At 54.8% G+C, this 15,784-nt stretch carries 14 protein-coding genes and 1 pseudogene; all 15 read left to right on the plus strand.

Features of this window, described 5'->3' with window-relative positions:
• Positions 1-54: 54 nt before the first annotated feature.
• The 15 genes and pseudogenes from BN4275_RS11045 to BN4275_RS11110 all read left to right on the plus strand — a co-directional run bounded on the left by BN4275_RS11045 (position 55) and on the right by BN4275_RS11110 (position 15,607).
• The gene (locus BN4275_RS11045) at positions 55-1,335 is read left to right on the plus strand and encodes a TRAP transporter large permease (RefSeq protein WP_066458057.1); all 1,281 of its coding nucleotides are present in this window, start codon (positions 55-57) and stop codon (positions 1,333-1,335) included.
• Between the two features lie 15 nt (positions 1,336-1,350).
• A complete protein-coding gene (locus BN4275_RS11050) occupies positions 1,351-1,779 on the plus strand; it encodes an RbsD/FucU family protein (protein ID WP_066458058.1) in 429 nt (142 codons plus the stop codon).
• 28 nt (positions 1,780-1,807) lie between these two features.
• Positions 1,808-3,460, plus strand: coding sequence for a dihydroxy-acid dehydratase (gene ilvD / locus BN4275_RS11055; protein WP_066458062.1), 1,653 nt, complete (start codon positions 1,808-1,810; stop codon positions 3,458-3,460).
• Between the two features lie 143 nt (positions 3,461-3,603).
• Positions 3,604-4,623 carry a Gfo/Idh/MocA family protein gene (locus BN4275_RS11060; protein ID WP_066458064.1) on the plus strand — a complete coding sequence of 340 codons (1,020 nt, stop codon included), beginning with the start codon at positions 3,604-3,606 and terminating at the stop codon, positions 4,621-4,623.
• Between the two features lie 48 nt (positions 4,624-4,671).
• Positions 4,672-6,404, plus strand: a pseudogene (gene ilvD / locus BN4275_RS11065) (dihydroxy-acid dehydratase).
• A gap of 104 nt (positions 6,405-6,508) precedes the next feature.
• Positions 6,509-6,721 carry a hypothetical protein gene (locus BN4275_RS11070; protein ID WP_066458066.1) on the plus strand — a complete coding sequence of 71 codons (213 nt, stop codon included), beginning with the start codon at positions 6,509-6,511 and terminating at the stop codon, positions 6,719-6,721.
• Positions 6,722-6,737: 16 nt separating this feature from the next.
• Positions 6,738-6,968 carry a hypothetical protein gene (locus tag BN4275_RS11075; protein WP_066458069.1) on the plus strand — a complete coding sequence of 77 codons (231 nt, stop codon included), beginning with the start codon at positions 6,738-6,740 and terminating at the stop codon, positions 6,966-6,968.
• 217 nt (positions 6,969-7,185) lie between these two features.
• Positions 7,186-8,736 (plus strand): nitrilase-related carbon-nitrogen hydrolase, encoded by a 1,551-nt coding sequence (locus BN4275_RS11080; RefSeq protein ID WP_066458071.1) that lies wholly within the window; start codon positions 7,186-7,188, stop codon positions 8,734-8,736.
• Positions 8,733-10,097 (plus strand): dihydroorotase, encoded by a 1,365-nt coding sequence (locus BN4275_RS11085; protein WP_066458074.1) that lies wholly within the window; start codon positions 8,733-8,735, stop codon positions 10,095-10,097. The genes BN4275_RS11080 and BN4275_RS11085 overlap by 4 nt, the downstream gene beginning before the upstream one ends.
• A 41-nt stretch (positions 10,098-10,138) precedes the next feature.
• Positions 10,139-11,227: a TRAP transporter substrate-binding protein gene (locus BN4275_RS11090; RefSeq protein ID WP_066458076.1), complete on the plus strand. Its 1,089-nt coding sequence runs from the start codon at positions 10,139-10,141 to the stop codon at positions 11,225-11,227.
• A gap of 67 nt (positions 11,228-11,294) precedes the next feature.
• Complete coding sequence (locus BN4275_RS11095; protein ID WP_066458078.1) at positions 11,295-11,816, plus strand: TRAP transporter small permease; 522 nt, start codon at positions 11,295-11,297, stop codon at positions 11,814-11,816.
• Complete coding sequence (locus BN4275_RS11100) at positions 11,816-13,087, plus strand: TRAP transporter large permease (protein WP_066458083.1); 1,272 nt, start codon at positions 11,816-11,818, stop codon at positions 13,085-13,087. Before BN4275_RS11095 ends, BN4275_RS11100 begins: the two co-directional genes overlap by 1 nt.
• An 86-nt stretch (positions 13,088-13,173) precedes the next feature.
• Positions 13,174-14,082, plus strand: a complete 909-nt coding sequence (locus BN4275_RS11105; protein WP_242863721.1) for a LysR family transcriptional regulator — start codon at positions 13,174-13,176, stop codon at positions 14,080-14,082.
• A 133-nt stretch (positions 14,083-14,215) separates the two neighbouring features.
• Positions 14,216-14,389: a hypothetical protein gene (locus tag BN4275_RS17335; RefSeq protein WP_154018879.1), complete on the plus strand. Its 174-nt coding sequence runs from the start codon at positions 14,216-14,218 to the stop codon at positions 14,387-14,389.
• Positions 14,390-14,962: 573 nt separating this feature from the next.
• Entirely contained in the window at positions 14,963-15,607 is a 645-nt protein-coding gene (locus tag BN4275_RS11110; protein WP_066458088.1) for a GntR family transcriptional regulator, read from the plus strand.
• Positions 15,608-15,784: the final 177 nt, after the last annotated feature.

A 15,784-nucleotide genomic window follows, 5' to 3' on the forward strand; every position in this document is an offset into this window, starting at 1 on the left:
CTTTGCAACTGCCCCGACGGGCACTGATAGATTTAGAAAGAAAGGTTGCTTTTTATGATCGCATTGGTTGTATTTGCCATCATGATCGGTCTCATGGTCTTCAACGTCCCAATCGCAATCTGTACCGGCCTGGCGACCATCGGCGGGATCCTTGTGACCAATGATGTGCCGATGATGGTTATGGTGCAGCGTATGTTCACCGGCATGGACACTTTCACCCTGATTGCAGTCCCGCTGTTCATCCTCACCGGACGGTTCATGGCGCTGGGCGGCATCACCCGCGACCTGATCAATGTCTCCAAGGTGATGGTCGGCTTCATGAAGGGCGGGCTTGCCTATATCAACATCGTGGCCAGCATGCTTTTCGCGGGCATCACCGGTTCCGCGGCGTCCGACACCTCCTCCATCGGCGGCATCCTGATTCCCGCCATGGTGGAAAAAGGCTACGACACCGACTTTTCGGTCGCGGTCACCGCGACTTCTTCCACCATCGGCGTCATGATTCCGCCGTCGATCCCAATGGTCGTCTACGGCGTGGCTGCGGGCGCGTCGATCGGAAGCCTCTTTATGGGCGGCATCATCCCGGGAATCCTGGTCGGCATCGCTCTGATGATCGTGTCCGCCTATTACGCGAAAAAGCGCAATTATCCCCGTGACGAACGGGTTTCCTTCAAAGAGGCGGTCTGGATCATCATCAAGGGAATCCCCGCCATGCTCACTGTCATCATCATCCTCGGCGGCATCGTGGGCGGTTTCTTCACCCCGACCGAAGCGGCCGGCATCGCGGCGCTCTATTCGTTCATTATCGGCCGCGTTCTTTATAAGGAGCTGTTCTTCCGGGATATCCCGCAGATCCTTTCCGAAGTGGCGCGCACCACCGGCCAGGTAGCCCTGATGATCGCGACCGCTTCCTCGCTGGCATGGCTGTTTGCGCAGCAGGGCGTTCCGGCCATGATTGGCGGCTGGCTCACCGGCATCACCACCAACCGCTTCCTGATCCTCCTGCTGGTGAACCTTCTGCTGCTCTTTGTGGGTACCTGGCTTGACCTGAGCCCCGCTGTCATCATCTTCACCCCAATCCTGCTGCCGATCGTCACCCAACTCGGAATTTCTCCGGTGCATTTCGGCGTTATCATGGTTGTCAACCTGGCCATCGGGCTGTTCACTCCGCCGGTTGGCGTCTGCCTGTTCGTTTCCTGCGGCATTGCGAAATGTTCGATCGCAAGTGTGGTAAAAGCCTTTATTCCATTCTTCCTGGCTATGCTTGTGGTACTGATGCTCATCACCTATTGCGAGCCGCTGGTGATGTTCCTGCCGAATCTCTTTGTGTCATAGGAAAGGGGTGCGCTTATGCTGAAAAAGATCAACCCCCTGATCACGCCGGAGCTGATGAAGATCCTGATGGAGATGGGGCACACCGATGAAATCGTCTTTTCCGACCGGAACTTTCCCGCCGTCAGCCATGCCCAGCGCCTGGTGCGCTATCCGGGCGTCGGAATCCAGGAGCTTTTGCGGGCGGTGCTGGAATATTTTCCGATCGATTATGCAACCGACACGCCGGCGGTTGTGATGCGTATTCCGGCCGACAGCGACTACACCGGCAATATCCAGGGGGAATATAAAGCCCTGTTGGATGAGTTCCATGAGAAACCCGTGCAGTTTGAACAGCTTGACCGCTGGGACTTTTACGACCGGGCGGGCCGCGCTTTCGCGGTGGTCGCCACCGGCGAGACCGCGCGGTTTGCGAACCTCATCCTGCGCAAAGGGATTGTCCGATAAAATCTAAAGAAGAAGGAAGGAATTTTCCATGCGTTCCCAAAGTTTTTCTGAAGAGGCGATTGACCACCGCAACGCGCTCTTCTTCGCCATGGGCGTGGAAGAAGAGATGATGTATAAGCCCCAGATTGCAATCGTAAATGCCTGGAACGAGCTCAATCCCGGCCATTATCATTTTAAGCTCGTGATCGACGATATCAAGGAGGCCATCCGCGACGCGGGCGGCTTCCCCATCGAGGTCCCGGTGACCGGCATCTGCGACGGCATCTGTTCGAACACCGCGGGCGACCGTTACACCCTGCCCAGCCGTGATCTGGTCTCCTCTGAAATTGAAAGCCAGGTGGAGGGCAATATGCTTGACGGCATGATCATGCTTGGCAGCTGTGACAAGGTTGTCCCCGGCATGATGATGGCCGCGAACCGGCTCAATATCCCGTCGCTTATCTTCACGGGCGGCTATATGCAGCCCGGCCACTATAAGGACAAGATGATCACCCTGACGCATACCAAACAGGCCTATGCCGCATACATCGGCGGGCTGATGAGCAAAGAGGATTACAAAGGCATTGTGCGAAATGCCTGCCCGACCACCGGCGCCTGCCCCTTCATGGGCACCGCCAACACGATGTGCGCCTTTGCCGAAGTGCTTGGGCTTTCGCTGCCGGGCAACGCCAATGTGGCGGCCTGCTCGGATGAGTGGCGCCAGATGGCGAAGGAGGCGGGCAAAAAGATTGTCGAGCTCACCATTGCCGACTGGAAGCCCCGTGACCACATCACGCGCGAAAATTACATCAACGCCATCAAATACATCATGGCGATCGGCGGTTCCACGAACAGCGTGCTGCATATGCCAGCAGTGGCCAAACAGGCCGGTATCGACATCGAATACGACCTGTTCGACCAGCTCAGCAATCAGATCCCGCTGATTTCCACCATCTATCCGAGCCATCCGACCTATTCGATGCCCGATTTCGACCGCGCGGGCGGCATCCTGACGGTGCTCAAGGAGCTCGACAAGGCGGGACTCATCGACACCTCGACCGAAGGCGTCTGCGGGAAGCTTTCCGATCTGCTGGAGGGCGTGGAAAACCATGATCCCGATGTGATTCATCCGGTGAGCAATCCGATCGCGAAAAAGGGCGGCATCGCGGTGCTTCGCGGCAATATTGCCAGCGAAGGCGCGATTGTGAAATTCTCCGCCGTCAAGGAGCACGCGCTCAAATTCCGCGGTCCGGCCAAGGTTTACGAGTCCGAAATGGAGGGCTGGCAGGCGCTCTTAAACGATGAGATTGTAGCGGGCGACGTGGTGGTTATCCGCTATGAAGGCCCGAAGGGCTCACCGGGTATGCCGCATCTGGAGACCTTCATGGCGGCTGTCTGCGGCAAAAAACTGGATGAGGATGTCGCGCTCATCACTGACGGCCGCTTCTCCGGAGCGACCCGCGGCCTGGCGATCGGCTACCTTTCCCCGGAAGCGTATTCCGGCGGGAACCTGGCCATCATCAAAAACGGCGATATGATCTCGATCGATATCCCGAACCGCACCATGAATGTGGAAATCTCCGACGAGGAGATCGCCCGCCGGTTCGAAGGCTGGAAGCCGCTTGAAAAAGACAGTATGGGCTGGCTTTCCCTCTATAAAAAGATGTGCTCCCCGACCCATAAAGGCGCGACGATTTATTAAGTTTTCTTTCTTCCTTTTCTATATGGGGGTATTTCCCCTGTCGAATCACAGTCAGGGCCGGTGCGAGCAGCGTCTTGTATCGGCCTTGCCTGCTTTTCAAAAACGCGCTGCGGGGGAACTGGAATTTGAAAGGAGCTGCTGAAATGGAACAGTGCCGGTTTGGGATCATTGGGCCGGGAGGCATCGCGGAAAAATTCGCTGGAACCTTCCAGATGGGGCTGGTAAAAAAAGCAAAGCTTACCGCGGTTGCCTCACGCAGCCCGGCAAAAGCCGAGGCGTTTGCAGAAAAATATCATATCCCGCGCGTCTGCGCGGGATATGATGCGCTGCTCGCGGACCCACAGGTCGACGCGGTATATATCGCCGTCACCAACCAGGCGCATTACGATTGCTGCATGCGCAGCATCGCGGCGGGTAAGCATGTGCTGTGCGAAAAGCCGCTGGCGATGACTGCCCGCGAAGCAAAGGAACTCGCACGGGCCGCGCGTGAAAAGGGCGTTTTCCTGATGGAGGCGATGTGGAGCCGTTTTTTGCCCGCGACGAACGCCGCGCTCGGCTGGGTGCGGCAGGGCCGTATCGGCAGTCTGCGTGCGGTGAGCGCGTCGCTTTGCGCATGCCGCCCCCAGGAGGGCTATCCACGCCTGTATGACCCGGCGCTCGGCGGCGGCGCGCTGTACGATCTGGGGGTCTATGGGATTGAATTTGTCCAGCTGTTCGCCAAAAACAGGGAACTTTCCGGCATTCGGACGACGCTGGTGCCCTCCGGCACCGGTGTGGACGGTGCGGCGTTCCTGCATCTTTCCTATGCGGACGGGCTGGTGGGGGAAGTAAAATGCGCGGTTACCTTCCATGCGCGCAACGAGGCCTATCTCTGCGGCGACAAAGGCTATATCCGGATCGCTCCGTGGTTCCATTATGCCCAGAAAGCGGAGCTTTTCACCGAACCGATGGCGCCGAGCTCGGCTTACGAATTGCAGGAACCTGCGGACGTTTTTCTTTCGCCCACGCCGTCCGGCTTCGAATTCCAGATTGAACATGCGGCGCAGTGTATCCGCGCCGGGAAGATGGAAAGCGAAATCATGCCGCTGGCGGATACCGTCGAGGCGGCGGGGATATTTGATCGGGCGCTTGCCGCTTTACAGAAGGAAACGACCCTTTTATAATGAAAAACAGGAAGCAAAATTTTGAAAAGAGACGGAGTCGATGCGAACATGACCAGTCAGGAAATCCGAAAGCTCGCGCCGGAGATGGATCCGCTGCGCATAGGCATGGGATGGACGGTTGAAGATCTTGAAAAACCACAGATCATGGTGGAAAGCACCTTTGGAGACAGCCACCCGGGCAGCGCGCACCTGCTGCGGTTTGTCGACAGCGCGGCCGTGGGCGTGCGGCCGCGGGCGGCCGCGCGGCCGCGGGCGGCCGCGCGGCGCGTTATTTTGCGACTGATATCTGCGACGGCATGGCCCAGGGCCACGACGGCATCAACTATTCGCTTGCCTCACGGGATACCATCTGCAACCTCATTGAGATCCATGCAAACGCCACGCCTTTTGACGCGGGCGTGTTCATCTCAAGCTGCGACAAGGCGGTCCCGTCCCATCTGATGGCGGTCGGACGGATCAATATCCCGTCGATCATCGTCACTGGCGGTGTTATGGAGGCGGGTCCGGATCTGCTCACCCTCGAGCAGATCGGAAAGTACAGCGCCATGTACGAACGCGGCGAGATCACCGCCGAACAGCTCACCTATTATAAACACCATGCCTGTCCTTCCTGCGGGGCCTGCTCCTTTATGGGCACCGCCTCGACCATGCAGGTCATGGCGGAAGCGCTCGGGTTGATGCTGCCCGGCAGCGCGCTGATGCCCGCCACCTGCGAGGATCTGAATGAGGTCGCGGTGCGCGCGGGAAAACAGGCGGTTGCGCTTGCCAAACTGGGACTGCGCCCCCGCGACATGGTCACGCTCCAGTCCTTTGAAAACGCGATCATGGTGCACGCGGCCATTTCGGGTTCCTCCAACTCGCTTTTGCATATCCCGGCTGCAGCGCACGAATTCGGTATCGAAATTGACGCGGACACCTTCGACCGGATGCACCGCGGCGCCCACTATCTGCTCGACATCCGGCCGGCCGGCCGCTGGCCCGCTGAATATTTCTATTATGCGGGCGGTGTGCCGCGGGTGATGGAGGAGATCAAATCGATGCTCCATCTCGACGTGATGACTGTCACAGGCAAAACACTCGGTGAAAATCTGGAAGAGCTCAAACAGAACGGTTTCTATGAGCGCTGCGACGAGCTGCTCGCAAAGACCGGCTGCGGGCGCACCGACATTATCCGCACCTTCGATACTGCGATCGGCACCGATGGAAGCATCGCGATTTTGAAGGGGAACCTTGCGCCGGAGGGCGCGGAGATCAAACACACCGCCTGCCCGAAGGAGATGTTCCGCGCGGTGCTGCGCGCGCGGCCATTTGACTCCGAAGAGGAGGCCATCGATGCGGTGCTTCATCACCGGATTCTGCCAGGCGACGCGGTCTTTATCCGCTATGAAGGCCCGAAGGGTTCCGGCATGCCGGAGATGTTCTACACCGGGGAAGCGATCTCCTCCGATCCCAAGCTGTCGGCTTCGATCGCCCTCATCACCGACGGCCGGTTTTCGGGCGCGTCGAAAGGCCCGATGATTGGGCATGTATCGCCTGAAGCTGCGGACGGCGGCCCGATCGCGCTGGTGGAGGAGGGCGATCTCATCGAAATCGATATCCCGAACCGGCGGCTGGCCGTCGTTGGCGTAGGTGGGGAGCGGATGGAGCCGGATGCGGTTGAGCAGGTTCTGGCCCAGCGCAGAGCGGCATGGAAACCCCGCGAATCGAAATATAAACACGGCGTGCTGAAGATTTTTTCCGAGCACGCGGTTTCTCCCATGAAGGGCGGGTATATGGAATAACTCAATTGCAACCGACGCCCGGCAGAGATGCCGGGCGCCGGTTTGTTTTTTCGGTCTGTCGAAGGGCACTGGTTTTTCATATTCTGGGGAAAAGGGGTGAAAGGATGGAAACCACGGAGAATACCGGAGCGGCGGCCGGTTTGGATGTATTGAAACAGCAGTATGAAACCGTCTCCCAGGCGCTGGATTATATGGGGCTTGTGGTCGCGGCGGTCCTGGTGAATTATTTTACGGTGTTTATGCAAAAAGAAGCGGGTCCTTGCGGCGATCAATGGGGAGGAAGACCCGCTTGCGGAGCGCGATCTCTTTCCATTTGAGATCACTGCGGCGATAATGATTCTGAGCGCGTCATCCTTTTTTCTGGGACTTTCGGGCGAAGCGCTGGAAAATCCGGTGGACGATCCTATTGAAGGGGAGCGCTTGCAGCTGAACAATCTGATCAATGCACTGGTGATGCTGGCGGCAATTGTCAGGATCTATAATCTGGCCCTCCTTTCTCCAGGTCCCCAGACACCGCAACAAGAGGAGGAAAACGAGATCGAAGAGGAGGAAACTGTCCTATAAATGGGCTTTGGATATAGCGGGATACGGCGGGATGCGTTTTAAATGCATCCCGCCGTAATGTTTCACTGATAATTAATTATTCTAAAAATCTATAGATATCATGAAATAAATGTATCGTTTATTCTTGTTAGTAATATTGACACTGTGATATGCACAAATTATAATGAGGATACAGGAAAACATTGGAGAATATTGATAGTGGAGAGGCTGTGATAGAATGAAGCTTGCTTTGATCCAACTGCAAGGGCATGATATCTCTGATTACCGCGAGACATTGGAGGAGATCCTCCAGATGACCGAACAGGCCTGCCAATCCGGCGCGGACCTTGTGCTTCTGCCCGAATGCGCCTATCCCGCCTACTACATTGGGCTGGATGAAACGCGGGACTCCCTGAGGGAAACCATCCGCCTGCTGGACGCGCTTTCCGCTCTGGCAAAACTTTACCGCAGCTACATAGTGATTGGAATTGCGCTGGAGGAGGGCGGAGAGCTTTATAACAGCGCGGTGGTCTTTGACCGCACAGGCGCGCTGGCCAACCGCGCCGACAAATCCAACCTCTGGCATTTTGACCGCAAATGGTTTGCCGCCGGCCGGCCCGCACAGGTATTTGATACTGATTTTGGCCGGGTCGGCGTGATGGTTTGCGCGGACGGACGCATCCCGGAGATTGCGCGGCTTCTGCGCCTGAAGGGCGCGGGGCTGATTCTGGACTGCGTCAATCTGGTGGCTTCCGCGGCCAGCCCGCAGCAGCTGACAAACCAGCAGTATCAGTTCATCCTGCAGGCGCGCGCAAAGGAAAACGGGGTCTATATTGCCGTCTGCGACAAGGCCGGTGTGGAAAGCGGTGTAATCACCTTTTTGGGCCGCAGCTTTATCACGGCGCCGGATGGGAGTATGCCGGTTCAGTGTTCTCCGGACAGAGCGGAGATCCGCATATGTGAACTCGATCTGCCCCGCCCACCGGTCCAAGCCGCGCCGCGCCGCCCATCGCTGTATAGTGCCCTGACGCGGGAAACGGATGCGCTTCCAGTTGCGGAGCTTGTCAATCGCGCCTATCGCTTACAGGATCTTACAATTTACACCTCACTGGTGCGCTATGCTTATGAGGACAAGACGGCTTATCTGGCCAAGGCATGTGAATACATCCAAATCTGTGAAGGGATCGACGCGGGATTGATCGTACTTCCTCCCTATGAAGGCCCTTTGGATTGCGAAGATCTCTCCTGTCTGTCCAAAAGCCTGCACGGCCAGGCGATTGTGGCGGTTGGGATTGGGGAGAACGGTGGAAAAAAAGCTGTTTTCCTGCAAAAGGATCGGATGATCGGCGAACTTTACAGCACCCATCTGGAGGGCTCGCCGCCACAGACGAAAATCCAGGCATTGAAACTTACCGAGAGTATCCGGGTGTCCGCCCTGTTTGACCGCGAAATTGAGATCCCGGAGATCGCCCGCTGTGCCATGCTGGAGGGCGCTGACCTGATCCTCTGGTTTGACGGGAGTGGGGAGGACGCGTTCTATCTCAAATGGATGCAAACCCGGGCCGCTGAAAACAAGATGTTCGTGGCGCGCAGCGCCGCTTGCAGCCAGGATGATTACAGCGTTCTGGTGAATCCGGACGGCGGCGTCATCTGCACAACCTTCCAAACGCGGGAGCATACCGCTTCCGGACTGGTCAACACTGCCCTGAGCAAATCAAAGGACGTTGTACCGGGCACCAACATTGTATTTCACCGCATACCAGATTTTTATAAGGAGCTAATCGTATGAAAAAGGGAGATTTACTGTTCCAAAACGCTGTCGTTGTCTCATCCAAAAGCAGCATTCCCGCGGATATCCTTGTCCGTGATGGGAAAATCGAGGCGCTGCTCGCACCTGGAAGCGGATGTGAAGCTGCCGAAGTGATCGACGTCGGCGGACGTTATATCATGCCCGGATGTGTGGACGGGCACACCCATATGATGGACCCCGGCTATACCGACCGGGAGGAATTCACCACCGGGACGATGGCAGCCGCTGTCGGCGGAATCACCACCGCAATCGACCATCACCGGACCTTGCCGGCAGTCTATTCGGTGGAGCCGCTGCTGGAGAAGATTACATATCTTTCGGATAAGTCCTGCGTTGACTTCGGCCTGAAGGGCGGCATTTCACCGGAAAATACCGCGGAACTGCAAGCCATGTGGGATGCGGGGATCACTGGGTTCAAGACGTTTACCTGTAATCTGCACGGCGTCAAGGCGATGCACACCGCGTTCCTGATGCGCAGTTTCACAGAGGTTGCCCGCATGGATGGCACGGTGCTGATCCACTGTGAGGACGACGGTATCTGCCAGTATGAGGAAGATACCCTGCGCGCCGCGGGCCGCACGGATTATCATTCCCAGTGGGAATGGCGCTCCAAGCTTGCTGAACGGGTGGCGGTGGAAACGGTCATCGAAATCGCGAAGGAAACCGGCTGCCGGGTCAATATCGCCCACGTCAGCCAGCCGGAGCTGCTTCGCCTGCTCCATCAGGCGCGGGAGGAAGGTTACCGGACCTATGCGGAAAGCTGCCCGCACTATTTTAACCTCACCGTTGAAGATTTGGAGAAAAAAGGTCCGTGGGTAAAATTCACGCCGCCGATGAACACCGCGGAAAAGGTGGAGGAGCTGTGGAAACTTTTTGATCTGGGTTATGTCACCACCATAGGTTCCGATCACTGTCCGTATCCAAAGGAACAGAAACTCCCGGGTGAAAAGAACATTTGGGATGCGCCGAACGGCATCCCGGGTGTGGAAACTTCCCTGCGGCTGATGCTCAACGGCGTCAGTCAGAAAAAAACAACCCTGAACCGCATCGTGGAGTGCATGTGCGAGAATCCCGCAAAACTTTATGGCGTTTTCCCGAAAAAGGGCCACATTGCAGTCGGAGCGGACGCCGATCTGGTGCTCCTGGATATGGATAAGGAGGAGGTCATCAGCAACGACCGTATCGTATCCAAATGTAAATGGTCCCCGTTTGACGGCAAGACCGTCAAAGGAGTCCCCGCCGCTGTCTATCTGCGTGGAAAACTGGTTGCGAAAGATGGAAAATTCGTTGGACAGGTCGGATACGGACAGTTTGTGCATCGTATCAAACCTTGCATCTAAATCGAACAGAAATAGTGTCCCAGAATTGAAGGAGGATCTATATGAAAAGAAAAATGTTTGCTATTGCCGTGTTTGTGCTGGCCGCCGCGCTTTCGTTTTCCGCCTGCGCGGGCACACAGCAGCCCGCAGCGGAACCCTCTGCCGCAGGTCAGCCCGCCGCTTCCAGCGCACAGCCCGCGCCCGGTGAAAAGATCACGATGAAAATCAGCCATGTTTCTTCCCCGGGCAGCGCGCGCGACCTCGGCTGCCAGAAGCTGAAGGAAGTAGTGGAGGCCACCGTCGGAGACAAGGTGGAGGCGCAGGTTTATCCTTCCTCCCAGCTCGGCGGGCAGCGTGACCAGGTGGAAGGGGCGCAGTTCGGCACAATTGAGTGTGTTGTCGTCCCGACCTCGTATCTGGGCGGCACCACCCCGATGATGACTCTGCTGGACACCCCGTACCTGCTGCCGGGAGATCCGGAGCAGCTCTACGAGCTTTACCATTCTGACGCGATCAAAGCGCTGATGGACACAACGACCGAAAAGGGCTTCTATACCAAAGCGATCTGGCAGACCGGATACAAGGCGTGGACCGCCAACAAGCCGCTGATCGATCCGGCGGAGATGCAGGGGCTGAAGGTGCGCGTCATGAACTCGCCCATCCTCTTTAAGCAGGCGGAGATCCTCGGCGCCAGCCCGATCACTATGGATTTCTCAGAAACCTATGGCGCGCTGCAGAACAAGGCGCTTGATGGTCAGGAAAACCCGATCGACACCATTTATGATATGAAGTTCCATGAAGTACAGACCGATATCACCATTACCAATCATGCGGGTCTCGACCAGGTTGTACTGGTCAACAAGGCATGGTTCGACGGGCTTCCGGACGATGTGAAGGCCGCCATTGACGATGGTATCCAGCAGGGCGGGCGCGTCTGCCTGGACGAAACCCTTGCCCTTGCAGAAAAGGACCGGCAGCTGATTTTAGACACCGGTAAGACTGCGATCCATGACCTCACCGAGGATCAGCTCAATGCCTGGAAAGAAGCGATGAAACCGGTACAGGAGTTTGCCCGTACCAGCCAGGGCGACGCAGGCGCTGCGATTTATGATGCCATTGTGGAAACCCGGAAAAGCATCACCGGGGAATAACCGTCAGATCGGCAAGGCAATGAAAACTTCATTGCCTTGCCGCCTTGAATCATAAGGAGGAGCACCGATGAAAAATGCCGAAAAGAAAAGCATCCTGCGCCTGATTGACGATTCTACCGAAAAGATCGAAAATGTCGTCATGAGCGTGGGACTGCTTTTCATCTCGATCATCGTATTCATAAATGTCATCACCCGTTATTTCTTCCAGATGTCGCTCACCTGGGTGGAGGAGCTTTCCAGATATGTCGTGGTGTGGGTCACCTTTTTTGGAATCAGTTCCTGCGCGCGATACGGCGAACACGTCAACGTCGACCTTGTGCCAAACCTGCTCAAAGGGTCCGCAAAATTTATTCATCAGGTTCTGCTGTATCTTTTGTGTATGGGGATCTCGCTGTACATGACCTATATCAGCATCCAGTTTACCATCCTGCAGTATCAGGGCGGCAACACCAGCATTGCCATCACCATCCCGATCTGGCTGATCTATCTGTCCACCAATATTGGTTTTGCGCTCATGAGCTATGTCTATCTGCGTAAGCTCATGGCAGTCATTTCCAGCAGAAAAACCAAAAAGGAGGTAAGCTGCTGATGCTCGTTGTCTGCGGAGGCTTATTTTTCTGCCTGCTGATTTTTGGCGCCCCCATTTTTATTGCGATGCTTATCCCATGCCTGGCCGCGCTGACGATGAATTTCCCCGGCATGGATATGGGGCTTGCCGTCCAGCGAATGGTTGGCGGGATCGACACCTTTTCGCTGCTTTCAATCCCGTTTTTTATGTTTGCGGCGGATATCATGTCAAAAGGCGATATTGGCCATAAGCTTGTGAATTTTGCCAACAAGCTGGTTGGGCATCTGCCCGGCGGGCTTGCGATCACCACGGTGGTTACCTGCACCATTTTCGGCGCGATCTCCGGCGCCGGACCGGCCGCGATCGTGGCGATCGGGATGATCCTCTATCCCGCCCTGTGCGAACAGGGCTACGAGCCTGGGCGGGCAATCGGCTGCATCACCTCGAGCAGCACCCTGGCCATGCTGATTCCGCCCGGCATCGCAATGATCCTCTATGGAGTTTCCTCCGGCGCGTCGGTCGGCAAGCTCTTCATGTCCGGCCTTTCGGTCGGCGTTCTGGTAGCTGTCATCTTCAGCATCTATGTGTGCATCGATGCGATTCGCCACAAGATCCCTCGACAGAGGCCCGCAACCTTCAAAGAGGTGCTCAAGGCCACCCGTGATGCTTTCTGGGCGCTGGGACTTCCGGTCATCATCCTGGTTGGGATTTACGCGGGCGTCATGACCCCAACCGAGGCAGCCGCGATCGCTGTGGCCTATGTACTGGTGATTGAGCTGTTCATTTACCGTTCGGTTTCTTTCAAGGAGGTTTTTGAGATCGGGATCACCTCAGGGCGAATGGTCGCGATGATCTTTATCCTGATCGGTTCGGGATCGCTGCTCTCCTGGATACTGACCGCCGCGCAGATCCCGCAGAGCATTGTCACGCTGACGCAGGGCGCACCGGCCTATATGGTTCTGATCATCATCAATGTGATCTTTCTGGTCGCGGGCATGTTTATGGACCCGAACTCGATTGTCATCGTACTGACCCCGCTGGTTTATCCGCTGGGCATGGCAATCGGGATCGACCCGATCCATCTTGGCATGATCATTGTGCTCAACTGTGCCATCGGCATGCTGACCCCGCCTTTTGGCTTGAATATTTTCGTTTCAATTGGAACCTTCAATACGCCTTATGACAAGGTGGTACGTCCGCTGTGGCCGTATATCCTGATGATGCTTGGCGTACTGCTGTTGGTCAACGCGTTCCCCGCAATCTCCCTGTGGCTGCCGAATACCATGCAGTGAACGAAAAGGGCCGCGCCCGCCGGGCGCGGCCCTTTTTCCCGGTTGACAAACCGGAATGCAATCATTACTATGGGGGTAGCGGGGTGATGAAGTTGGATATCAAGCAGCTCAAGTATTTTATCGGAATCGTGGAGGCACAGAGCTTTTCTGAGGCAGCAAGGAACCTGTATGTTTCACAGCCTACGCTGAGCAAGGCGATGAAACATCTGGAGGAAGAACTGGGCATCCAGATTTTTTATATTTCCGGCAAAAAGGTCCAGATTACGAACTATGGCAAACAGCTTTATTTTATGGCACAGGGGATCGTCGAACAGCATCAGGCCATTTATGATGCGATGCACGGACTCACCAGCCTGCAAAAAGGGATCATCAAGGTGGGTTTTCCTCCCATCATTGGCACCTGTGTGTTTCCCCGTCTCATTAAGGGGTTTGTGGAGAAATATCCCGGGCTTGAATTTGTAATCGACCAGCATGGAGCAAATCAGATTCAGCAGATGGTGGATAAAAACAAGCTGGATGTGGCTTTTACCATTATGCCGATCATTTCCGACGCGTTTGAAGTTGTGCCGATTGTTGAGGATCTCAACGTGCTGGTGGTAAACCGGCAGCATCCGTTGGCGCACAGGAAAGCCGTCGATTACAATGACCTGCGCAATGACAAATTTGTGTTGCTGGGCGATGAGTACATGCTTTACAACAATATTATCGCGGGCTGCCGGGACGCGGGCTTTGAGCCGCGGATTGTTGTGAAGGCATCCCAGTGGGATTTTGTCGTGCAGCTTGTCAAGGTGGGCATTGGGGTGTCAATCCTGCCGCGTCAGATTCTGGAGATGTATCCCGACCCGGATATTGTACAGATCGATCTCAACCATCGTTCGGCGCACTGGGATGTGGTTATGATTTCCAAAAAGGATGTTTACCTTCCAATTTCGGTCCAGACCTTTATTTCCTATATCAAGGAAAATGCCGGGAAACCAAAATCCATCTGCTACTGACCCGCGCGATTTCCAAAATTTTCTTGTGAGGCGCGTGATTGGTATATCGCGGTAAAGCTCAAGAATTCCTATAACGACGAGGAGTTCAAGCTGACGGTCAAGGCGAAAAAGAATTTCTGGTATTGCGCTAGCTGTGAAGAAATCGAACGTTCCGTATCTCGATGACGACGATTTCGTTTTCCAGATGAAGACCCGGCAGCTCGGCACCTACATCTTCGCGGCCGCGCCGGCGGCCGAAGCCGAAACGGAGAACATTCCGGAAGAGGCGCCCGAAGCTGACAAAGCCAATCCGGGCACCGGTTTTTAAACAAAAAAGATTCAGTGACATAAAATCCCCAGACTGCGTCAGGAAAAGCAGCCTGGGGATTTTTATGCAAAAATGCCCGCGCATGGCGGGCATTTTTCAGGGAGATCTTTATATTCTCGGAGCATCGAGTGTTTATAGATTACCGTAAAATATAAGACATACTCAATAGGATATATCGTAAATCGGCGTTTGGTTTGAAAGTTTGTGTATTCCCATAAGAACAGACACTGCCGCAAACGATACCATGAAGCATAATAGATGAAGGAAGATCGACACAAGTCTGTGTAATTCATTTTTTGCGGCTTCGACGCCAGCTGGCGATGTGTTTGGACCGGCCCTCCCGCGTATAAACCGTTTCATGAACTCCACATAAAAGAGATCAAAAAACTGAGGATATTGACCAATTGACAAAAGTCCGGCATCATGCTATTCTAAACGTGTCGACAGAGAATCGACTTAGAATCGATTTAAAATATTCATCGGAAAAGAAAAGGGTATCTTCCAATTGAAAGTTTATTCCATTTATATTATACTTATATAGATTGGGAGACTAACTTTGTTTGGAGGATTAACATGTCTGATAACGGAAGCAGTAAAACCAATGTATATGATAAAATTTTTAATTTGATTTTGACGCATAAAATTCCGCTGGGCGCCCCGATTTTTGAAAATGAGCTTTCGGTTGAGCTGGGCAGCAGCCGGTCGCCGATTCGGGAAGCTTTAAAAAAAATGGAGGCGCAGGGGATTGTAAATCATTATCCCGGCCGGGGGACTTTTGTCGCGCCGATTACGCGGCACGACGTGGAGGAAATCATCGACCTTCGCGTGGTTCTGGAATTGTTTTGCCTGAAAACTTCGATTCATCGGATTCCGGATGAAACGTTGGATCGCATAAAGACACAATTGTCCGCTCTGGAAGATGGCTCGCCTTTTGACGAGTATTCCAAGACGAATATTGACCTGCATGAGACAATCATCGCATTTGGAGGCAATAAGCGGGCGGAGAATTTTTATCAGATGCTGAGCATGCAGATCCTGCTGGTAAACCGCAGCACCCCATGCGCCCGGCAATATTTTGTGCGCTCCCGGGATCAGCATCTTGAGATTGTGGAAGCGCTCAAAGCGCGGGATTTGGAAAAGAGCGAGGACCTGCTGCGCAGCCATTTGGAATATATTAAGCAGAATACAATGGAAAGTTTTGAATATGTAAATCTTTGATCTCCACTTTTAGATAGAAAGCGTGATTTTGCCGCAATATGTCGACAAGTGATCGATTATAAGTCGATTGAAAAAATGCCGTGCCGCGCGCGGGAATAGAAAGTCTTTCCCAGCTAAAAAGCTGAAGGATAGAGTCCGGACAGCAACCTGTTTTTTTGCAAAGAATCGTTCAGGGTA

This window comes from Anaerotruncus rubiinfantis (assembly GCF_900078395.1).
Taxonomy (GTDB): domain Bacteria; phylum Bacillota; class Clostridia; order Oscillospirales; family Ruminococcaceae; genus Anaerotruncus; species Anaerotruncus rubiinfantis.